This window comes from Peribacillus sp. B2I2, from assembly GCF_041261685.1.
GTDB lineage: Bacteria > Bacillota > Bacilli > Bacillales > DSM-1321 > Peribacillus.
Map to the genome: position 1 here is coordinate 5,328,516 of NZ_JBGCCB010000001.1, position 20,313 is coordinate 5,348,828.

Below are 20,313 nucleotides of genomic sequence, written 5' to 3' on the forward strand. Positions count from 1 at the left end.
CCTCTAAAATAATGTATTTTTGGAATATTCTTACTTAGTATAAAAATATCACAACTTTTGGGGTGAATTTAAGAGATAATAGTCACTATTTTCCTATTTCAAACTAGGATATTGTCATTATTTTTCATATTTTAATAGATTTACAAGATAGACGACAAAAAGATGGTGATGTTAAAACTAACATCACCTTTTACTTCTAGTTTTTCATTCTTGGATCCAGAGCATCACGCAGGCCATCGCCCATTAGGTTAAAGCCGAGTACCGTAAGCATGATCGCAAGCCCAGGAAAAAGAACCGTCCATGGTGCTTGAATGATGAATGCTCTGGAATCAGCAAGCATTTTTCCCCACTCTGGTGCTGGCGGCTGTGCACCGAGACCGAGAAAGCCAAGTGCTGCACACTCAATTATGGCAGTAGCAATCGCCAAGGTACCCTGGACGATAATCGGTGCAAGGCTATTCGGAAGGACGTGATGAAGGAGAATGCGGCCATCTCCCATTCCAATGGCCTTCGCGGCCGTTACATATTCCTCTTCTTTCACGCTTAAGACCCGTGAACGTAGAAGCCGGCCAAATATCGGGACATTGACGATTGCAATGGCAATAAGTGCATTGCGAAGGGAAGGTCCCAAAACGGCCACGACAGCAATGGCCAGCAAGATACTTGGAAAGGCCAGAATGATGTCAAAGACCCTCGATATGATCGTATCTATCCACCTACCGTAATAACCGGCAATGATTCCTAAAAAAGATCCAACCACGACAGACCCGGCTACAGATAAGAAGCCGATCCCTATTGATATGCGCGAGCCATAAAAGACCCTGCTCAAAATATCACGGCCAAATTCATCCGTTCCAAACCAATGTTCCGCAGATGGTGCCAAATGTTTATCACTTAGCTTTTGTCCCTCAAATGAATAGGGTGCTATTAGCGGTGCGAAGACGGCTATTAAGATGAAAAATAAAACAATCCCCAGACCAACAAGGGCTACTTTATTTTTCTTAAAGCTTTTCCATCCTTCCTTCCAGGGAGAGATGACTTTTTCCTCTGCCTCTTTGGGAGGAAGGATTGGCGATGTATTCGTTGCTATTTCAGGCATGAGTTTCCCTCCCTATTTATACTTAATCCTAGGATCGATTGCTGCATACAACAAGTCCACAACTAGATTAATCATGACGAACAGAAAGGCGATGACGAGAATTCCGGACTGTATGACCGGATAGTCCCGAGATAGTATTGCATCATAAATATATGTACCGATACCCGGCCACCCAAAAATGTTTTCCGTTAATATGGCGCCGCCTAAAAGTAATCCTGTCTGAAGGCCGATAACTGTAACCACTGGAATTAAGGCATTCTTAAAGGAATGCTTGTAAACAACCCAAAACATTCTCATTCCCTTGGCACGAGCCGTACGAATGAAATCCGATCTCATAACTTCCAGCATGGACGAACGTGTCATCCTTGCAATAATGGCCATTGGAATGGTCGCAAGCGCAATTCCTGGCAAAATGAGATGTTTGATCACTTCGAAAAACTGATCCACTCTGCCAGCAATGAGTGTATCTATCAAATACAGACCGGTTATGGCCTCAACAGGATCCCTGATATTGTCCCGCCCTGTCGTCGGAAGTAAATCCCATTGTATTGAAATGATGTATTGCTCCATTAATCCCAGCCAGAATATAGGCATGGACAAACCAATCAACGCAATAACCATTGCTACATAATCAAACCATGAGTTTTGGAACCAAGCTGATATTATCCCTGCATTCACACCTATGACTACTGCAATGATCATGGCGATCAATGCCAGTTCTATCGTGGCCATGAGGTATGGCCCAATTTCTTCAGAAACCGGACTATTCGTTTTTAACGATACACCCAGGTCACCCTTTAACAGGCCTGATAAGTAATCCCAAAATTGAATGAACCAAGGTTTATCCAAACCAAGTTCCTTTGTCATTGCAGCGACTGCCTCTTCTGTTGCTTGCTGCCCTAGAATCACCTGTGCTGGATTTCCAGGAATCGCCCGAATCATCATGAATACAATAAATGCCATTCCGAGTAACACTGGAATGAGAGATCCTAAACGTCGTACGGTATAGGAAAACAAAACAATCACCCGCCTTTTAAATAAGGGTCCTTCGAAGCGCCCTCGATCATTTTGAAATGCATTCCATAACAAAACCGGGCGCATGCAAGATTCCATACTACCCGGTTCGTACGGTTAATTTTCTAGAGAAACATTCACAAGGGATTGAGAACCAGTTGGATGTGGAACAAACCCTTTGACTGTCTTAGATCCGGCTAGCTGCGGTAAAGAGTGGACAAGTGGAACCCATGGAGCTTCATCATGGATGATTTCCTGAGCTTTTCCATATAACTCATTACGCTTGGCTTCATCTGCCGTGGACTGGGCTTCAATCAGTAGCTCATGAACTTCATCGTTTGCATAACGGGCATAGTTGTTGGAGCCGATATTATCTTTATCCAATAATGTATAAAGGAAGTTATCCGCATCTCCATTATCGCCTGTCCAGCCCATCATGAAGGATTGAGCTTCACCAGCCTGCACTTTCTCTAAATATGCAGCCCATTCGTACGAAACGATATTAGCTTCGATGCCGACTTGTTTTAGGCTTGCTTGAATGGCTTCAGCCACTTTTTGACCATCTGGCATATATGGGCGCGGTACCGGCATTGCCCAAAGGTCCATTTTAAACCCGTCTTCAAGTCCAGCTTGTTTAAGCAGTTCTTTCGCTTTTTCTACATCGTAATCATAGTCTTTGACTTTGTCATTGTAGCCAGAAACGGATGGCGGCATAGGATTCTTGGCAGGCTCTGCAGTGCCTTCATAAAAATTATCAATGATTTCCTTTTTGTTGATCAAATGCGAGATTGCTTGACGTACTTCTTTCTTGTCGAATGGTGCTTTCTCAACATTGAAAGCAAAGTACCCGACGTTCATGGATGCACGTTCGAATATTTGCAGTTTGTCATCTCCTGTAACCTTACTGATATCACTTGGGTTCAACCCGTCCATCAGGTCGATTTCACCCTTGATTGCAGCATTTAAACGCGCAGAGTTATCTTTAATGACCTTAAAGGTGATTCCATCAAGTTTTGGCAGTCCATCTTGCCAATAGTCATCGTTTTTCACCACTTCAATCGTATCGCCAGGTTTCCATGATTTGAATTTGAAAGGACCTGTACCAGATGGATTCTTGGTGAAGCTGTCTCCCTCTTTTTCAAATCCAGTCGGACTGGCTATTGCAAATGTAGGCATGGCAAGGTTTTTCAGGAATGGAGCCTGCGGACGGTTCAAAGTGAATTCCACCGTGCTTTCATCGATAGCTTTTACTTCTTTGATCACATGGCCCTCATCACCTTCAAATCCTCCGAACATGGAAGCATAGTAAGCAAATTTACCTTCATCCTTACTTTGCGCCCAGCGTTGAAAGTTTTTTACGACCGCATCTGCATTGAAATCAGTACCATCATGGAACTTGATGCCGGTTTTCAATTTGAATGTGTATGTTTTTGCGTCATCGGACACTTCCCATGATTCTGCAAGACCCTGATTAATTTCCGTATCATCTTCCCCATATTTCACAAGCGTTTCAAAAATCTGCTGTGTGACGATGAATGATTCTCCATCGGTTACGATAGCTGGGTCAAGACCGACCGCATCTCCGCCTTTACCGTAAATCAATACGCCGCCTTTTGCATCACTCGATCCCCCTTTACCATCATCTTTCTCTTTTGATGTAGACGAGGAGCATCCCGCAAGCGCTAGTGAAAGAGCCAGGATACCAGTCAACAATAAAGCTAATGTTTTCTTCATATTCTTCCCCCTTATTTTTGCGAATTTATGTATACGTCGTGTCAATTGTATAAATGACAAGCAACGTAGTGACCAGGTTTATGTTCATGCAGGATTGGCTTTTCCGTTTTGCACTCTACCATGGCTTTCGGACACCTCGTATGGAATGGACAGCCGCCAGGCGGGTTTGATGGGCTTGGAACATCTCCCTGCAGGATTACCCTATCCCCCTTGTATTCCACATCCGGGATCGGTACGGCCGATAATAAAGCCTGGGTATATGGGTGAAGGGGATCTTCATAAAGTCCCTCACTTTCCGTCAATTCAACTATATGTCCAAGATACATCACACCGACACGGTCGGAGATATGCCTTACCACTCCAAGATCATGGGCAATGAATAAGTAGGTCAAATCAAAATCTTCCTGCAAATCCTGCAGGAGATTCAAGACCTGGGCCTGAATCGAAACATCCAGTGCAGATACGGGCTCATCGGCGATGATCAGCTTGGGGTTTACGGCAAGTGCCCTCGCAATGCCAATACGCTGCCGCTGGCCACCACTGAATTGATGCGGATACCTTTTAGCATGGTAACTGCTTAAGCCAACAACCTTAAGGAGTTCCTGTACACGGGCCTTTCGCGTCTTTTTATCTTTAACCCCATGGACGATGAGCGGCTCTTCCAATATTTTTTCAATAGTATGCCTGGGATTGAGGGAAGCGAATGGGTCCTGGAAGACCATCTGCATTTCACGGCGCATCTTTCTCATTTCACGGGAAGATAAAGCCGTCAGGTCTTTTCCTTCGAAATAAACGTTCCCCTCACTCGGCTCAAGCAATCGAAGCAATAATCTTCCCGTTGTCGACTTTCCGCAACCGCTTTCTCCGACAAGGCCTAAAGTTTCCCCTTTATAAATGGAAAAAGACAAACCATCCACTGCCTTAACCTCTCCAATGGTCTTTCCTAGAACCCCTCCTTTAATTGGAAAATGTTTCTTTAGGTTTTCTACCTTAACCAATGTTTGATTCATGCAGGGCAGCTCCTTTCCCATCTTCATACAGCCAGCAACGAACATGCTGGCCCTCATCAAATTTCATAAGAGACGGTGTCTCATTCAAACATCGCTCCATGGCATGGGAGCACCGAGGGGCAAACTGGCAACCGAGGCTGCTTGTCCCAGGTTTTGGAACATTACCCGGTATCGAGTAAAGTCGCTCTTTCCTTATCCGCATATCCGGAATCGATTGAAGTAATCCGACCGTATAAGGATGCTTAGGATTTTGGAAAATCGTTTGCACATTTCCTTCCTCTATTACCTTGCCGGCATACATGACAATGACACGTTCACACATTTGCGCCACAACGCCAAGATCATGGGTAATCATCATGATTGCCGTATCTGTTTCTTTATTTAAATTCTTCATTAACTCTAGGATTTGTGCCTGGATCGTCACATCCAAAGCCGTTGTCGGTTCATCGGCTATAAGAAGTTTCGGCTCACAGATCATGGCCATTGCTATCATGACCCTTTGTCTCATTCCACCTGAAAGTTGATGCGGATATTCATCAATCAATTCCTCGGCACGACCAAGGCCAACCAGCTTCAACATTTCTACCGCTCTTTGCCGTGCCTGCTTTTTGTTCCATTTTTTATGTATCCGAAGCGTCTCCACCAACTGCTCGCCAATAGTGAACACAGGATTCAAACTTGTCATCGGTTCCTGGAATATCATCGCTATATCATTCCCGCGAATTTTTCTCATTTTCGCTTCAGAGGCATTTGCGATATTCTCTCCTTTAAAAAGGATTTCTCCCTCCACCTTACCAGCAGGTGAAGAAACCAGACCCATGATGGACAAAGAAGTTACGCTTTTTCCGCATCCTGATTCTCCTACAATACCTAAAACTTCACCAGGATTGACGTGAAAATCGATTGAATTCACGACAGGGATCACCCCATCGTCAGTACGAAAACTGGTTCGCAGCCCACTCACCTTAATAATTGGTTCGTCCATCAAATCACTTCCTATATATAACTTTTTTTCCAATTATATTATTGGGTTTATTATTGCATCAAAATTAAAATATTACAATATATTTTCTAAAAATTCTAATTTGACAGAATAATTTTTTTATTTTGTTTAAATTCACACATTTTGGCATAAAAAAAAGACTGCTTGTTTGCAGTCATTAAAGGAAGGGAATCAGAAATCTTGATTCCATATGAGGGTAAATCGGAGTTTCCAGCGAGGAAAAAGCTATATTAGCCTTTGGGGAATGAAGGGGTGAAAATGAACTCTATATACTACAGTGAAGCTTAACGGAATTTTTCCCGTCATCGAAATATTTTACGCCTTTGTTCAAATGTTGAAATACGTTGCATTAATTTTTCATTATGTTCATATAAATACTTGTTTTGTTTATCCAATTGAGTAAGTTTCAAATTAATCTGTACTAATACATGATTCATTATTGGAAGTTTTCACATGGGTCTTCCCCACATGATGGATTAAATCACTAATGAGTTCTTCCATCCGCTTTTTCTTTTGTATGGTCTTATAAAGCTTGCCTGCTCCTGCCCAGGCAAGCTTCATATCCTCACACATGATCAACCTCCACATAAGTCTATAAACCAATATGTTCAATCTCCTTGGGCTTAACATCATTTTGTTTAGATCCAATGAATTGAACCCTCTCGGCGACCACTTCAGTTACATATACATATTTACCCTCTTGATTTTCGTATCTCCTTGTTTTTATTCTGCCTGTGATACCGATCAAGGCACCTTTTTTACAATACTGAGCAGTATTTTCAGCCGACTTTTTCCATATGATACACTGTACGAAGTCCGCCTCATAGTCACCAACAGTATTACGGAAGTTCCGGTTGACTGCTAATGTGATATTGGAAACAGCCTTGCCGTCGGGTGTGTATCTTAATTCGGGATCCTTCGTAAGCCTGCCGACGAGGGTAACTTGGTTAATCATTTTTTCACTCCTTCCTCTCTAATATGCTTTTATCATACTCTTTCTTCCATCGATTAAAAAATGAAGGAAATGGGCTTATTACACCCTTTTTCTTCTTAAAAAACGGTTTGAACTGATGCAAAATCATTTTTTGTCGATCAAAATTTAATAAAAAACGAATAGTTAACAAAATTAAATATTTTGCAAATTTTTATTCAATCATTCATAATTTAGACAATTGTTGGGTTTTCATTTCATTAAGGGACTGTTTTTTAGTATGATATAATTACCTTTAAAAGGATTAATAAATATGAACCATTCCGGAAGATTAAAATTTACGTTTAAGAGCGGTAATTACCACTCTTCTGGCAAGAAACGGAGGAATTAGATGAAATCATTTAAATTGATCTCGTTGCAAATTGTTACTGAGAATTTAAACTTGATTGATATTGCATTAACAGATGGACTGATTATAAATAAAGAAAACGACGCTAGATCATGGTTACTTGAGGCCTTTGTAGAAGAAAATCATTTCAAAGAGCTTGAACCCTCACTTCCAAATATAGACGGAGAGGTATATATCCAGGCCGTCATTACCAAAAAGGACAATGAACCGGCCCTGTTTCACACTGCTTTACGCACAATAAGAAAAGTAGGTAACCATTATAGCCTCTTATTTGTTGGTCACATCCAAAAAACGCGGAGCAAATATGCAGAACTCCTTCTAGAAGATTTGGTCCAAAAGGGTCTTGCCGGCGATGAATTAATAAAAGAGTTCAAGCAAAAAATCCGCTCAAAGCCTAAATTGGCAACAAATAAATAAAAATCCTTCCCATAATTCCCATCCCCTAATCGCATGGACATAAAAAAGACTGACTTAGACGAATAAGGATGTAAATCCTCTTCTTTAACTAAGCCAGTCTTTCTCATTCTGTGCTAATTACTTATTTTTGTCGTCATTTTTATCATTGTCTTTAATCAAGTCATCGGCATCATTATCAACGTTATTATCAACGTCATTCTCGTCGTTATCAAGCACTCCATCATCGTTATCATTCATGTCGTTATCATCCGTGCCGTTGTTATCATCTGTACCGTTGTTATCATCTTCAATGATGTTGTTATCTTCTTCTGGTGCGGGATTGTTGTTGTTGTCATCATTATCCGTTCCACATCCAGCAAGGAACATAATGGATAATAAAGATCCCCCAATTAGTGCAAAAATTTTCTTCATCATTTTTGGCAACCTCCCTTCTTTCTTTATCATTAGCTATTTTGCCCGAATGTGAAAATAACTTGCGTCCTATTTTAAATTTAAAAAGAAAATCCGCTTATTGGAATTTAATCATGAAAAAATGCCGGACATAAAAATGTCCGGCATTCAAAGGGAGAATAGAAAGTTCTAAAAACCGCTCTTGCTTTAAAAAAGCAATGCAGTGCTATTTATATACACCGCTTCATGCTTCCATAAACCATTTTTTTGAAAAATATAGTTAAATTAGTCCCGTTCCCGGAAAATGAATGCACTACTTCTTATTTGTCACCAAAAGCAAACATGATATCGGCTTCACATGCTGTTTCCCCATCTACCGTTGCCACTGCTTTTCCTTTACCCATTGAACCTCTCATACGCACTATTTCCACTTCAAGACGTAGTTGATCACCTGGTTTTACTTGCTTTTTAAAACGGCAATTATCAATCCCAGCGAAAAATGCAAGCCGTCCTTTGTATTCTTCTTGTTTCAAAACGGCTACAGCGCCAACTTGCGCTAATGCCTCTACAATTAACACACCAGGCATAACTGGGTAATCGGGAAAATGACCATTAAAGAATTCTTCATTTGCCGAGACATTCTTCAATCCCACCGCTCTTTTCCCTTCATCTATTTCTATGATCCGGTCCACTAATAAAAACGGATAACGATGCGGAATAATTTCCTTTATTTGTGTGATATCAAGCATATTTGTTCCTCCTATGAATTCAAAATTTCAAATATAACGTAAACTCGCCCCTGTCATGAAGACAGAGGCGTAGTTGCCATGTAATATAAATCCGATAATGACAGCAACTACTCAAAAAACATGGAACTACGCGCCCTTGTTCACTATATCAATAATATGGGTCCATGTGGATTTTTGGAAAACATCCATTGCATGTCCTCCACCGATCACACTGTATCCCAATAGTGCCCCGGATAATACAGCAATGAAAATCAATCCGATAACAATGAGTAAACGAAGCCAAATTGGCAAAAGCCGGACCTTGATTCTACGATTCGGTTTCGTCTCAACTTCCTTTATCTCTTCTTCAATTTGTTGTCTCATTACACGATTTTGTTCCATATTGAATGTGAAAGCTCCTTTTAAGAAAACTCGCCGACTGATTTTAGAAATTCAGCAGCTATGCAAAAATGATAGGCACGAATGATTCTGTTATGAATTCATTATAACCGATTTGCTCTAATTCCGCAGGGAGACATTTTATTTACCAGATACCTTAACGGATTCCATTGACTAATCCGCTCATTTGATCAGCCATCGTTACTGCCCGGGATTGAAATTGGTAAGACCGCTGAACATTGATTAGATCCGTCATTTCTTTGGAAAGATCGACATTTGAGGACTCCAGAGTGCCTTGACGGACTGCTGCCTGGTTGCGGGAATCCCCTGTTAATTCAGTCATGATATCTTCTTCAGTAACACCCAAGGCAATGAAGTTTTCGGGCATGCCAAGTAAATTTCCCCCTAGCCGGTCAAGAAATTGTGGTTTCTTTACCGAGACGATTCCTAGCCCAAAACCACTTTCGCCATATTCTTCCGTATCCACTATCAATATGCCATTTTCCGAAATCTTAATGTCTTTAATATTTCCCTCTATGAGGACCGGTTCACCATTTTCATCAAGGACTTTATGTCCCGCAGAGGTAACGAGCATCATTTGATCGGGATCATTGGCATTAGGAGATAAATAAAAGGACCCATCCCTTGTAAGCCTTGTATTGACCCCATTATCGTCCTGAACGCTTACGGTGAAGAATTGGTCCTCCCTAGTGATTGCAGCATCAAGATTACGGTCCGTCGTCTTTAAGGCTCCCTGTGAAAGCACCAATTGAGATTGGCTTATCTTAGCACCTGTTCCCTGTCGAATGCCAGGTGTGGTCAACCTTCCTTTTTCCTTGGTATCACTCGGTTGATTATTGAAACTCTGTGTCAATAAGTCATTGAAACTCGTTTGGGTCTTTTTGTAGGCAGTCGTGTCCACATTAGCGATATTATTACTTATTTGATCGATTTTACTTTGAAGTTGGTTCAGCGTATTGGTCGCTGTCATCATGGTCCGATTCATGGATTTTCCCCTTACATGTTCAAATTCCCAAAGGCATTTTTCTTCTAATGTTCAATTAAAGCCTGCCAACTTCATTGACCGCTTTATCCAAACTTTTATCATAGGCTTGAAGAACCTTCTGACTCGCTTCAAAAGAGCGGTATGCCGACATCATTTCTGTCATCGATCTCGATTGGTCAACATTGGAGCCTTCAAGAAAGCCTTGCTTAGTAGAAAAACCAATATCTGCAGCCGCGTATGCGTTAGGTAATTTCCCATCATTCACTGCCTTATAAAGGCCTTCCCCATCCTTCATGAGCTGTGATGATGGATCATCTGAATGACCGATGCCCATACGTGCCGTTTGAACATTTCCTTCCAAAATAACACCGTTTTCCGTTACAGTGAACCGATCGCTATCAAGCTGGATCCGTTCATTATTTTCGTTCAATACATAATGACCGGCAGGTGTAGTCAGATAACCTTGCCCATCTAGAGTGAAATTGCCGTTACGCGTATAACGGACGTCGCCCTCACCATCCTGAACAGTAAAAAACACCGACCCTTGCCGGCCGGTTTCTTCATTGATCGGAAGGTTTTCATCAGCCAAGGAAATATCCGTATTAAGCTGGGTTTCCTCCAATGTACCCTGGATAAATAAAGGATTCGCCTCCTGTACGTAAACGCCCGTACTGAGCCCCCCAACCTGGGATAATTGAGACATACTGAATTTGTTCTCCGTAGGAATCGTTTTACCACCTATATTGCTGATAAGCATTTCAGGAAACGACCTTACACTCGTTTGATCCGCTTTATACCCTGTTGTATTCGCATTGGACATATTGTTTGTGAGCAATTCTGTGCGCCTTTGCTGTGTAAGCATCCCGGAAGCAGCCGTATAAAAACCTCTTAACATCTTCTTCACTCCTCATTCTACATAACTTATCCCGTTCAATTTCCCATATCTATCTTATCGGTCATGAACATCAGTATCTTAAGGAAAAAGAAAAAGCATTAGGCAGAAGAATTTGTCTTTTATCGTAGGCTAGGTCAGATTTAAAGGAATGGTGTTAAATTCTCGACTAAAAGAAGAGGGCCTATTGCTCATCAGTACTAGAACTGCACGCACTTTCTCTATGCCTCATGTTTGTCTGAACCTTAGACCCCTATCTTATGATGCAGATTTCCATCCGCTTTTTAGTTGAATTTGTGCCGTGGCAATTTATCCATATTATCAAGCATGATCCCTGTTCCGATTGCTACACAATCCATTGGGTGCTCGGCAACGAGTACTGGTACCTTAAGTTCTTCAGCAAGGAGTAAATCAATCCCGTGAAGCAATGCTCCACCACCTGTTAAAATGACACCGCGGTCGATGATATCAGCAGAAAGTTCAGGCGGCGTCCGCTCAAGTACGCTTTTTGCAGCTTGTACAATGATGGAAACCTGCTCGCGAAGAGCTTCCTCAATTTCTTTCGAATTGACCGAAATGGTTCTAGGTAATCCTGATACCATATCGCGTCCACGAATATCGATGACTTCATTACGTGAACCAGGGAAGACGGTTGCAACCTGGATTTTAATATTTTCCGCTGTACGTTCACCAATCAGAAGCTTATACTTCCGCTTGATATAATGTAAAATTTCATTATCGAATTTGTCACCGGCCATTTTAATAGAAGAAGATGTAACGATATCCCCCATTGAAAGAACGGCAATATCCGTTGTACCCCCGCCAATGTCTACGACCATATTGCCGCTTGGTTGAAAAATATCCATGCCGGCACCGATTGCAGCCACTTTTGGTTCTTCTTCAAGGAATACTTTCTTCCCTCCGCTTTTTTCAGCAGCCTCTTTAATCGCCTTTTGTTCGACACTTGTTATGTTGGTCGGGCAGCAGATTAAAATTCTAGGCTTTGAAAGGAAACCTTTCACATTCAATGTATTGATAAAATGCTTAAGCATCGATTCTGTTACATCAAAATCCGCAATGACACCGTCTTTTAAAGGACGAATTGCGATGATGTTTCCTGGAGTACGGCCTACCATTTTACGAGCTTCTTCCCCGACAGCAAGAACACGGTTCGTATTCTTATCAATCGCTACTACCGAAGGCTCATTTAACACAATTCCTTTACCTTTGACATGTATAAGAACATTGGCTGTTCCAAGATCTATCCCAATATCTCTAGCAAACATTTCTTAAATCCTCCTTGAATATCCTCACATATAACCTACTTCTGTCCTAATTGTTTATTTTACCATATTGCATTGACACAAGTAAGTATGAATTATAAATAAACGCTAATACAGACTATTATTTCCTATTTTTCCAATATGTAAAAAAATTAGATGTCTTAAGCACTATTCCTCGTCTTTTCCCATAAAAAAATCCCGGCACGGAACCGCAATCAAGGTTAAGGAATAGGCTGACACACTTTCATGTCCCCTTATTCATTCCCTGATTTGCATAATTCACTTCCAATTGCCGGAATGATATCAAAAATTATTTAACGATTTCTTCTTCTCTTTCAGATCGTTTATATTTTAATTTTGTCGCTTCTCCACCTCTTAGGTGACGGATGGATTTATGATAATCCAATATATCCTTAACTTCGTTAGCCAAATCAGGATTGATTTCTGGCAGCCTCTCAGTTAAGTCTTTATGCACTGTGCTTTTAGAGACTCCGAACTCTTTTGCAATGACGCGGACTGTTTTTCTAGTTTCCACGATATACTTTCCTATCTTGATAGTTCTTTCTTTGATGTAATCGTGCACACCACTCGACCTCCCCAGATTGGATGTGAGAAGTGTGAAATGAGATTCGTATTTTTCGAATCGAATACCGCTGCCCTATAAACAATGAAAGATAGAATTATTCACCTATTAGATAATTTGTAATAAACGATTCCTCACCTCAAACACTCTCTTTGCATGGTTTATAACATCTTATTAGCTTGGTTAAGAATATATGCCTAATGGGACAGGCGGTTTGCATTTATTTCTAATTTTCATTTGTTTATTTTCCTTAAGATCAAATTATTTCCCGAGAAATTTGTCGGAAATACAAATGTTTCAGCTTATGGGCCAATACTTCCTCGAAAGAAAAAAAGAAGCCGTTCAAATTGAACGGCTTCTTTTTACCAAATTTTCAGTTGTTGTCATTCGTAACGCTCTAGGTTTTTGTTTTGATTTAATTAAAAATCTTAATCTTAATTAGATTGATTTAACGAATCTTTTAAGGAGTCACTTTCCTCAGTTGCATCTTTCTCTGGGACAGAGCCTTCCTCATCAGTGCCACTCTCTAAATCAGTGCTCTCGTCAGTTTCGTCAACGGCAGGCGTTTCATCCGTGCCAGTTTCAGATTCTTCGACTGCAGGTGTTTCTTCTTTATCAGTTTCAGATCCTTCAACTGCAGGTGTTTCTTCTTTATCAGTTTCAGATCCTTCGACTGCAGGTGTTTCTTCTTTATCAGTTGAATCGTTAAGTTCGCTGCCTTCTGCTTCAGTTGCCGATTGAATGGCAGAAGCTTGTTTATCAACAAAATCAAGTGGATTTAACGCAATGTTATCTTTTCTGATTTCGAAGTGGACATGCACGCCAGCTTCTTCGTTGATTTGGCTTTTTCCAGCTGTTGCAATTGCTTGTCCTTGTTTCACTTTGTCACCGACTGCAACCTTAATGTCTTTAACAGATTGATAACGAGTGACGACACCATCTTCATGCTGTACTTCAACTAAATTTCCAAGTAACGCGTCGTCTTGAACTTTCGTTACATTTCCACTTAAGGAAGCTTTTACATCGAAAGATTTTCCATCTTCCATTGCAATGTCTATACCTTTGTTTTGCTCATATCTATTGTTGTAGAAAACCAATGCTTCTTCTTGTGCCTTTTCATCCGCATTCACATCATAAAACTGTTTCTTGATAACCGATTTGTCTGCATCGGCTACAGGCATCTTGATTGTCTCAAGATTACTATTAACCTCGACAGAAGGCTGACCATAGTTTTTTCCTGTTTCAGCTGATTCCTCTTTGCCATCTTTAGCTGAATCATCAAAACTATTTTGTAATAAGAAGGCCGCGGCTAAGATTATGGCTGCACTTGCGATATAGATTGCTGATAATGCCCAACGTTGTTTTAGTATACGTCGGATTGTGGAAGTTGGTTTCTTTTCTTCCTCTCTCATATTAATCACCTCAGCAATCATTCTGAACATTTTGTTAAGATTATATACATTCAGGAAAAAAATTTTTTAGATTTATTTTGCGGAAATGAAACCGATTTTATTCGTAGAATGGTAAAATGTTTGGTATCTTACTGTTGAAGGATGTTTAATTCATGAAAAAAGCCTTTAAACTTGTGTTAACGTTATTGCCTTTTCTATATATGATTGCCATTTGGATAATGTCGAGCAACCCCGATGATATGATTCTTGATCTTCCCTCATCCTCAATTGACCGCTTTATCAAAGAGGCACTTCATCTGGTCGAATTTGCCCTTTTGTATATATTATTGGTTTCGGCCCTTGCTGCAAACCAAAAACTGAAACCTGGTTTAAGCCTGTTGGCGGCCCTTGTAGCTTGCCTTTACGGAGTTATTGATGAATACCACCAATCATTCATCCCATACCGCACCGCTGCCTTAATAGATGTAATTAAAGATATCATTGGAGTGGCTGCAGTCTATTTTCATGTCCAATATCATTATTTCAAGCGTGAACGCGGCTTTTTGACCATTATAGAAAAATTAAGCGCAAAAAAATGAGAGATGGGAATCCCCATCTCTCATTTTTTTGCCGTCATCGTATTCAGCCACTTACTTGAAGACTGAACTTTGACTCCTTTATAATAATATTTTACGATGTCTTCATAGGTTTTCCCTTCCCTGGCCATCCCATTGGCACCGTATTGGCTCATTCCAACTCCGTGTCCAGAACCTTTTGTCGTGATGACAATCTGGTTGCCTTGACGCTCCCAGTTAAAATCGGATGATGTCAGCCCAAGCTTTTCACGAATCTGTTTTCCTGTCATTTTCTTTCCTCCGATTTCCACCACACCAACGCGATTACCTGATGTTCTTTCAATGACGGTTCCTATTGATGTTCCAGATGAAAGGCTTACACCCAGTTTGTTTTCAAAATCTGCAGTATTCACTACAACTTTATTATAAAACTTTGGTGATTCTTCTTTATCCCATGGGCTGGATACACTTTTTAAATAGGGAAAATCAGCTTGCCAATAGTCCTCGGAATTCTCCGTGTAGCCATTGCTGGTCGAAAAAAATGTGGCAGTAATCGGTTTTCCTTCATAGGTTAGGATTTGACCCGCTGTTTCTTTTATAGCTTTGTTAATTTTCTTCATCTTCGATTTATAATCAGAGCCCCACTGTTTCTTCAGCTCATCATTATTCTTATAAACTTGGTGCATGACCGTATCGCTTACATCGGCACCATCCGGCAAGCCCAATCGACTTTCGCTTATGAGCTGATTGACGATATAAGTTCTCGCTGTCAATGCTTGTGCCTTCAGCGCCTCTTCCTCAAAATCTGCTGGCATCTCAGCTGCAACCACACCAGTCAAATACGATTCAATCGGCAGTTTTTCAATCTTTTTTGCAGAGGTACGGTAAACGGCAACTTCAACGGAACTCATTTCATTTGCACTTACCTCTTTCCCCTCATTCTTCACTTTCTTATCTAATTGTTCGGCTAACTCCCCACTTGTCTTATCATTTGAAAATGGAAGCACAAGCACTGCTGGAATCATGATAATTGCGAATGCTACTGCTATGAATAGTACGATCATCGGTTTGATTGCTTTCAAATTCCTGAGCCTCCCTACACTTGTTTTCTCTGCCGTATAATCTTTATCCAGCAGGATCTTTACATAACAAATGTATGTCGAAGGACAAGCTTTTATGAATAGAAAAACGATAACTATTTAACCGGAGGCGATGAATGCTGGAACAAAACAAAAAAAACCATTCACGTTTCCATGTATCGAACGTGAATGGTTTTATAAGCTATCTTATGCGTTTTAAATCTGCAATTTTTTTTGTTTCTGCAGGTACATCTTCGTTAATACGTTCCACATCAGCACCTAGAGATGCCAATTTACCATGGAAGTTAACGTATCCTCTGTCAAGATGCTTTAATTCTGTAACGCGAGTAATGCCATCTGCAACCAATCCAGTCAGGATGAGCGCTGCTGCGGCACGTAAATCTGTTGCAGCTACTTCAGCACCTTGAATGTTAGTTGGTCCATTAACGATAACAGAACGACCTTCTATTTTAATATTGGCATTCATGCGACGGAATTCCTCAACATGCATGAAACGGTTTTCGAAAACGGTCTCCGTAATCATACTTGTTCCTTCAGCACGCAATAATAATGCCATCATTTGCGATTGCATATCAGTCGGGAAACCAGGATGTGGCATTGTTTTGATATCAATGGCCTTCAAGGTTTTTGGACCGATAACGCGTAATCCATCTTCTTCTTCAAGAATTTTAACGCCCATTTCCTCCATTTTAGCAATAAGGGAAGTAAGGTGTTCAGGTACAGCTCCTTGAACAAGAACATTGCCGCCAGTAAGAGCAGCCGCTGTCATAAATGTACCAGCTTCGATACGGTCAGGTATAATCGCATGTTCAGTGCCATATAATTTATCGACACCTTCGATTCTCATCGTACCAGTACCAGCACCTCTGACTTTGGCACCCATTTTATTAAGGAAATTCGCAAGATCTACAATTTCAGGCTCTTTGGCCACATTTTCAAGAACAGTTATACCTTCAGCAAGTGTTGCTGCCATCATGATGTTTTCAGTGGCACCCACACTCGGGAAGTCAAGATACACTCTTGCACCCTTAAGTCTTCCTTCTACCTCGGCATCAATGAAACCATTGCCGACCTTCACTTTTGCTCCCATCGCTTCAAAACCCTTTAAATGCTGGTCGATAGGACGTGATCCGATGGCACAGCCACCAGGAAGAGCAACGCGGGCCCGGCCATTCCTTGCTAGTAATGAGCCCATTACTAAAACGGAAGCTCTCATTTTACGTACATATTCAAATGGTGCTTCTTCTAATAACTCTCTTGATGCATCTACAGTTACTTGATTGTCATGAAAGGCAACATCTGCATTTAAGTTGCGCAATACTTCATTGATTGTATATACATCGGAGAGCGTAGGAACATCTTTAATGATACTTTTCCCATCACTTGCTAATAATGTTGCAGCGATAACTGGCAAAACGGCGTTTTTAGCACCTTCTACTTTAACTGTCCCGCTAAGCCTTTTTCCGCCGCGGACGATGATTTTTTCCAAAAGTATTCCCCTCCGCGTCCATTTTCTCTATATTAATATTCAAACGTTATGATTGGTGTGCCAACTACAAAGTTCGTTTGGTCACCCAATCCTTCTGTCCGTAGCCCAAACTGCAAATTTAATTTTTCTTTTGTCAAAGGTTGTTTAAACAATGTTGAATGTGCAGATATTGATGTAAAGTTCGTTTCATGCACACTCTCAATTTCCCTTGCTTGGAACATATCTAACAGGTCTTCAGTTTTAGAGTTTAAAACCGAATCCATATTATCATTGATAGACCCTTTAATACAAGAAAAAATTGAAGGAGTCCCTATAAATAGGTCATTCACCCTGTTCTGGAATGTAGCCGTAAAAAATGCCGAATTAGCTTTTCTCCACTTTTTTCCCTTCACTTCGTAAATAACATAGGTAACTTTATCAAATTTCTCTTCCGTTGTCATTATTTTGATAGACTCGGTTAGACCTGAATCGACATTGTAAGTTAACGCCTCAGCCTTCCAGCCGGAAGCATCATCTTTCCGGTGCCATTGAAATTGAGGGTATTTTCGTTTTAAAGCCGCAACTTCGCTTTCAAACTCTCGTTTAGTTGTAATCTCTTTATTTATTTCTCTAGTGAGTACAGACCAATCTTCTATGTCTAAATCCTTATCCTTTTGTAACAGACCCACCAATTTAACTATATCTGGTTTACTTTCTGCCACAATCGTACTATTCCCAATTAAAATCACCATCAAACCAAGAAATACTATGTATGTTAACATTTTTTTGTTTAAAATATACATGTTAAATCCCTCCCCTTTTACACATTCTTTCCATAAGGAGAGAGATCATACTTCGAGTTTTCCGACAATTGGTGACACATTCCGCCTTAAAATGGCAGTAAGCATGGCGAATACAAGAGTAGAATCATATTTTGCTATAAGAAAAGTCTTACAGCTTATCAGTCATCACTAAACATATACGGGAGTTGGTTTGCAAATCCCAGGTAGTCAAGGAAGAAGTTACTAACAACTGAACCTATGGCAACCGTTAATAAAATGTATAAAACCCTGGCCTTGATGACCGAATTGGATCTTAAGATTTTATCGAAATGTAATGCCTGTAAAGCCCACCAGGTAACTGCAATGAAAAACAAATGTGCAATTATTCCTGTTAAAGCCTGCTGTCCCATTGCTGAAAACATGTACATACCTCCTAAATGACACCCGAACTCTATTCTAACACAAAACTCCTTCGAATTTGGAATATAAAAGGAAGAATTGCAAAATATCTTTTTAAAACTGTAAATAGAGGCTTGATCCAATGGAACAAGCCTCTGATACAGGCATTATATCATTTACTCGAAATAAAGTCTGTAAATTCACCAAATTGATCATGAATAAAATCAAAGGCAATATTTGGCGCCACCCCGAAAAGTATGGTGCCTATTACGCAAATGATCAACACTGTGTAAAGACCCCAACGAATTTTAATGACCTTCTCTGAATGAATGGGTCGGAAAAAGACCTGAACCAATAATCCGAAATAGTATACATAGGACACAATGGTACCTGCGATCATGATTCCCGCAAGGACAAAATGTCCAGGCTCCGTAATGAATGTTCCAAGGAAAATATTGAGTTTGCCAATGAATCCTGTCGTCCCGGGAATTCCAGCAAGCGACAGGATAAATACAGTAAATGATATGGCAAGATACGGGGATTTCCTCCCCAGTCCTGCAAGAATGCTAATGTCTTCCGATCCGCTTTGACTGGAGAGCAGCTGAATGACTGCAAATACACCGATATTCATCAATACATAAGCCAGTAGGTAAAACCAGACTGTATCCAACAGGAAATATCCCCCACCCAATGTGGCAACCGCTACAAGGAGATAACCCGCATGGGCGATGCTTGAATAGGCGAACAACCGTTTTAAATTTTGCTGCCTTAACGCAATCACATTTCCAATGATGATTGTCAGACCTGCCAATGAAGCTATATAGATATTGTTTTTTTCCAAAAAGTCGAGCGCTCCGAATGTATCACCGGATGCCGTTAGGAACAACGAAAGAAAAATTCGCAGAATGATGACGAAACCCGCTATTTTCGAAATTACACTTAAGAAGGCTACTACCGGTGTCGGTGCCCCCTCATAGACATCCGGCGCCCACATATGAAAGGGAGCGGCAGCTATCTTGAAGGATAAACCGACAAATACCATGAAGAAAGCGAGGCCCATGATGTATTGCAGCTGACCATCGGTCATCGCAGCCATCGTCCGGCTCATTTCGCCTAGATTGACAGAACCAGTCACACCATATAAATAGCTCATCCCGAATAAAGTGATCGCCGTGGAAATGCCTCCGTTTATCACATACTTCATGGACGCTTCGTTAGACTTCTGATCATGTTTACGCATTCCGACTAGTATATAAGATGAAAGGGAAAGAAGTTCCAGTCCAACGAACAGGGTTATCAAATCCCCGCTTGAGGACATGACCATCGCTCCAAGCAAAGCGGTCAGGAAAAGATAATAAAATTCCCCCCGATGTTCCCGCAGCCCCTCTTTAGGTTCATATTCTTCAGCCAGAAGGATGATTAGGCCCGCTCCGAATAATAAGAGTAGCTTAAATGCTTTTGCAAATGAATCTAAACGAAACGTATCGGATAAGATACTGACTGTATCAAAGGATAGTAAGCTAATCAGTGACAAACATGCCAAAATGATACCGGTTAGCGCGAGCCATGCCAATTTTCTCCGATTAAAGTGCTTCGGCCAGAATAAATCCAATATCGAAAGAATCATGGCCGTTCCCAGGATGATGAATTCCGGCATCATCGCTCCCCAATCATAAGAAAGCATCGTGTTCAAATCCATC

The 20,313-nt window shown here is 40.8% G+C and carries 22 protein-coding genes; 2 read left to right on the plus strand and 20 right to left on the minus strand.

The window, feature by feature from the left end; all coding sequences use genetic code 11:
• Positions 1–196: 196 nt before the first annotated feature.
• The 7 genes from ABIE66_RS26580 to ssb form a co-directional block, all read right to left on the minus strand.
• Positions 197–1,099: an ABC transporter permease gene (locus tag ABIE66_RS26580; protein ID WP_370016847.1), complete on the minus strand. Its 903-nt coding sequence runs from the start codon at positions 1,097–1,099 to the stop codon at positions 197–199.
• 12 nt (positions 1,100–1,111) lie between these two features.
• The gene (locus tag ABIE66_RS26585) at positions 1,112–2,116 is read right to left on the minus strand and encodes an ABC transporter permease (protein WP_289327409.1); all 1,005 of its coding nucleotides are present in this window, start codon (positions 2,114–2,116) and stop codon (positions 1,112–1,114) included.
• Positions 2,117–2,230: 114 nt separating this feature from the next.
• Positions 2,231–3,847 (minus strand): ABC transporter substrate-binding protein, encoded by a 1,617-nt coding sequence (locus ABIE66_RS26590; RefSeq protein WP_370016848.1) that lies wholly within the window; start codon positions 3,845–3,847, stop codon positions 2,231–2,233.
• Between the two features lie 41 nt (positions 3,848–3,888).
• Positions 3,889–4,857, minus strand: a complete 969-nt coding sequence (locus ABIE66_RS26595) for an ABC transporter ATP-binding protein (protein WP_289314335.1) — start codon at positions 4,855–4,857, stop codon at positions 3,889–3,891.
• Entirely contained in the window at positions 4,838–5,842 is a 1,005-nt protein-coding gene (locus tag ABIE66_RS26600) for an ABC transporter ATP-binding protein (protein WP_370016849.1), read from the minus strand. The genes ABIE66_RS26595 and ABIE66_RS26600 overlap by 20 nt, the downstream gene beginning before the upstream one ends.
• Before the next feature lie 429 nt (positions 5,843–6,271).
• Positions 6,272–6,433, minus strand: coding sequence for a hypothetical protein (locus ABIE66_RS26605; protein WP_370016850.1), 162 nt, complete (start codon positions 6,431–6,433; stop codon positions 6,272–6,274).
• A gap of 19 nt (positions 6,434–6,452) precedes the next feature.
• On the minus strand, positions 6,453–6,815 hold the full coding sequence (gene ssb / locus ABIE66_RS26610; protein WP_370016851.1) for a single-stranded DNA-binding protein: 363 nt from the start codon (positions 6,813–6,815) through the stop codon (positions 6,453–6,455).
• 367 nt (positions 6,816–7,182) lie between these two features.
• Here ssb and ABIE66_RS26615 point away from each other — a divergent pair, with 367 nt between their 5' ends.
• Entirely contained in the window at positions 7,183–7,617 is a 435-nt protein-coding gene (locus ABIE66_RS26615) for a YwpF family protein (protein WP_289327033.1), read from the plus strand.
• A 117-nt stretch (positions 7,618–7,734) separates the two neighbouring features.
• Here the strand turns inward: ABIE66_RS26615 and ABIE66_RS26620 are convergent, their stop codons facing one another.
• The 8 genes from ABIE66_RS26620 to spoIIQ form a co-directional block, all read right to left on the minus strand.
• Positions 7,735–8,031, minus strand: a complete 297-nt coding sequence (locus tag ABIE66_RS26620) for a hypothetical protein (RefSeq protein WP_370016852.1) — start codon at positions 8,029–8,031, stop codon at positions 7,735–7,737.
• Positions 8,032–8,327: 296 nt separating this feature from the next.
• Complete coding sequence (fabZ, locus tag ABIE66_RS26625) at positions 8,328–8,756, minus strand: 3-hydroxyacyl-ACP dehydratase FabZ (RefSeq protein ID WP_034315755.1); 429 nt, start codon at positions 8,754–8,756, stop codon at positions 8,328–8,330.
• Between the two features lie 126 nt (positions 8,757–8,882).
• On the minus strand, positions 8,883–9,119 hold the full coding sequence (locus tag ABIE66_RS26630; protein WP_370016853.1) for a DNA-directed RNA polymerase subunit beta: 237 nt from the start codon (positions 9,117–9,119) through the stop codon (positions 8,883–8,885).
• A 172-nt stretch (positions 9,120–9,291) separates the two neighbouring features.
• Positions 9,292–10,140, minus strand: a complete 849-nt coding sequence (locus ABIE66_RS26635; RefSeq protein WP_370016854.1) for a flagellar hook-basal body protein — start codon at positions 10,138–10,140, stop codon at positions 9,292–9,294.
• A 55-nt stretch (positions 10,141–10,195) separates the two neighbouring features.
• Complete coding sequence (locus tag ABIE66_RS26640) at positions 10,196–11,035, minus strand: flagellar hook-basal body protein (RefSeq protein ID WP_370016855.1); 840 nt, start codon at positions 11,033–11,035, stop codon at positions 10,196–10,198.
• Between the two features lie 281 nt (positions 11,036–11,316).
• The gene (mreB, locus tag ABIE66_RS26645; protein ID WP_289327037.1) at positions 11,317–12,318 is read right to left on the minus strand and encodes a rod shape-determining protein; all 1,002 of its coding nucleotides are present in this window, start codon (positions 12,316–12,318) and stop codon (positions 11,317–11,319) included.
• A gap of 307 nt (positions 12,319–12,625) precedes the next feature.
• Positions 12,626–12,898: a sporulation transcriptional regulator SpoIIID gene (spoIIID, locus tag ABIE66_RS26650; protein WP_034315767.1), complete on the minus strand. Its 273-nt coding sequence runs from the start codon at positions 12,896–12,898 to the stop codon at positions 12,626–12,628.
• A gap of 434 nt (positions 12,899–13,332) precedes the next feature.
• Positions 13,333–14,310 (minus strand): stage II sporulation protein SpoIIQ, encoded by a 978-nt coding sequence (gene spoIIQ, locus ABIE66_RS26655; protein WP_370016856.1) that lies wholly within the window; start codon positions 14,308–14,310, stop codon positions 13,333–13,335.
• Positions 14,311–14,462: 152 nt separating this feature from the next.
• Here spoIIQ and ABIE66_RS26660 point away from each other — a divergent pair, with 152 nt between their 5' ends.
• Positions 14,463–14,888 carry a VanZ family protein gene (locus ABIE66_RS26660; RefSeq protein WP_370016857.1) on the plus strand — a complete coding sequence of 142 codons (426 nt, stop codon included), beginning with the start codon at positions 14,463–14,465 and terminating at the stop codon, positions 14,886–14,888.
• A gap of 20 nt (positions 14,889–14,908) precedes the next feature.
• Here ABIE66_RS26660 and spoIID read toward each other — a convergent pair whose 3' ends face one another.
• The 5 genes from spoIID to nuoN all read right to left on the minus strand — a co-directional run bounded on the left by spoIID (position 14,909) and on the right by nuoN (position 20,312).
• On the minus strand, positions 14,909–15,946 hold the full coding sequence (spoIID, locus tag ABIE66_RS26665) for a stage II sporulation protein D (RefSeq protein WP_289327040.1): 1,038 nt from the start codon (positions 15,944–15,946) through the stop codon (positions 14,909–14,911).
• A gap of 199 nt (positions 15,947–16,145) precedes the next feature.
• A complete protein-coding gene (gene murA / locus ABIE66_RS26670; protein ID WP_370016858.1) occupies positions 16,146–17,453 on the minus strand; it encodes a UDP-N-acetylglucosamine 1-carboxyvinyltransferase in 1,308 nt (435 codons plus the stop codon).
• A 32-nt stretch (positions 17,454–17,485) separates the two neighbouring features.
• Complete coding sequence (locus ABIE66_RS26675; RefSeq protein WP_289327041.1) at positions 17,486–18,235, minus strand: YwmB family TATA-box binding protein; 750 nt, start codon at positions 18,233–18,235, stop codon at positions 17,486–17,488.
• Positions 18,236–18,393: 158 nt separating this feature from the next.
• The gene (locus ABIE66_RS26680; protein WP_061465671.1) at positions 18,394–18,636 is read right to left on the minus strand and encodes a DUF1146 family protein; all 243 of its coding nucleotides are present in this window, start codon (positions 18,634–18,636) and stop codon (positions 18,394–18,396) included.
• Between the two features lie 149 nt (positions 18,637–18,785).
• A complete protein-coding gene (gene nuoN, locus ABIE66_RS26685) occupies positions 18,786–20,312 on the minus strand; it encodes an NADH-quinone oxidoreductase subunit NuoN (protein ID WP_289327042.1) in 1,527 nt (508 codons plus the stop codon).
• Position 20,313 lies beyond the last annotated feature (1 nt).

What these genes read in the sequence shown, in the direction of transcription:
- ABIE66_RS26580 (WP_370016847.1), bottom strand. Translation starts at nt 1,099, where the DNA reads ATGCCTGAAATAGCAACGAATACATCGCCAATCCTTCCTCCCAAAGAG.
- ABIE66_RS26620 (WP_370016852.1), bottom strand. Translation starts at nt 8,031, where the DNA reads ATGATGAAGAAAATTTTTGCACTAATTGGGGGATCTTTATTATCCATT.
- ABIE66_RS26675 (WP_289327041.1), bottom strand. Translation starts at nt 18,235, where the DNA reads ATGTATATTTTAAACAAAAAAATGTTAACATACATAGTATTTCTTGGT.
- ssb (WP_370016851.1), bottom strand. Translation starts at nt 6,815, where the DNA reads ATGATTAACCAAGTTACCCTCGTCGGCAGGCTTACGAAGGATCCCGAA.
- ABIE66_RS26605 (WP_370016850.1), bottom strand. Translation starts at nt 6,433, where the DNA reads ATGTGTGAGGATATGAAGCTTGCCTGGGCAGGAGCAGGCAAGCTTTAT.
- ABIE66_RS26590 (WP_370016848.1), bottom strand. Translation starts at nt 3,847, where the DNA reads ATGAAGAAAACATTAGCTTTATTGTTGACTGGTATCCTGGCTCTTTCA.
- ABIE66_RS26635 (WP_370016854.1), bottom strand. Translation starts at nt 10,140, where the DNA reads ATGAATCGGACCATGATGACAGCGACCAATACGCTGAACCAACTTCAA.
- ABIE66_RS26630 (WP_370016853.1), bottom strand. Translation starts at nt 9,119, where the DNA reads ATGAGACAACAAATTGAAGAAGAGATAAAGGAAGTTGAGACGAAACCG.
- ABIE66_RS26615 (WP_289327033.1), top strand. Translation starts at nt 7,183, where the DNA reads ATGAAATCATTTAAATTGATCTCGTTGCAAATTGTTACTGAGAATTTA.
- fabZ (WP_034315755.1), bottom strand. Translation starts at nt 8,756, where the DNA reads ATGCTTGATATCACACAAATAAAGGAAATTATTCCGCATCGTTATCCG.
- ABIE66_RS26640 (WP_370016855.1), bottom strand. Translation starts at nt 11,035, where the DNA reads ATGTTAAGAGGTTTTTATACGGCTGCTTCCGGGATGCTTACACAGCAA.
- ABIE66_RS26660 (WP_370016857.1), top strand. Translation starts at nt 14,463, where the DNA reads ATGAAAAAAGCCTTTAAACTTGTGTTAACGTTATTGCCTTTTCTATAT.
- spoIIQ (WP_370016856.1), bottom strand. Translation starts at nt 14,310, where the DNA reads ATGAGAGAGGAAGAAAAGAAACCAACTTCCACAATCCGACGTATACTA.
- mreB (WP_289327037.1), bottom strand. Translation starts at nt 12,318, where the DNA reads ATGTTTGCTAGAGATATTGGGATAGATCTTGGAACAGCCAATGTTCTT.
- ABIE66_RS26680 (WP_061465671.1), bottom strand. Translation starts at nt 18,636, where the DNA reads ATGTTTTCAGCAATGGGACAGCAGGCTTTAACAGGAATAATTGCACAT.
- ABIE66_RS26595 (WP_289314335.1), bottom strand. Translation starts at nt 4,857, where the DNA reads ATGAATCAAACATTGGTTAAGGTAGAAAACCTAAAGAAACATTTTCCA.
- ABIE66_RS26600 (WP_370016849.1), bottom strand. Translation starts at nt 5,842, where the DNA reads ATGGACGAACCAATTATTAAGGTGAGTGGGCTGCGAACCAGTTTTCGT.
- nuoN (WP_289327042.1), bottom strand. Translation starts at nt 20,312, where the DNA reads ATGGATTTGAACACGATGCTTTCTTATGATTGGGGAGCGATGATGCCG.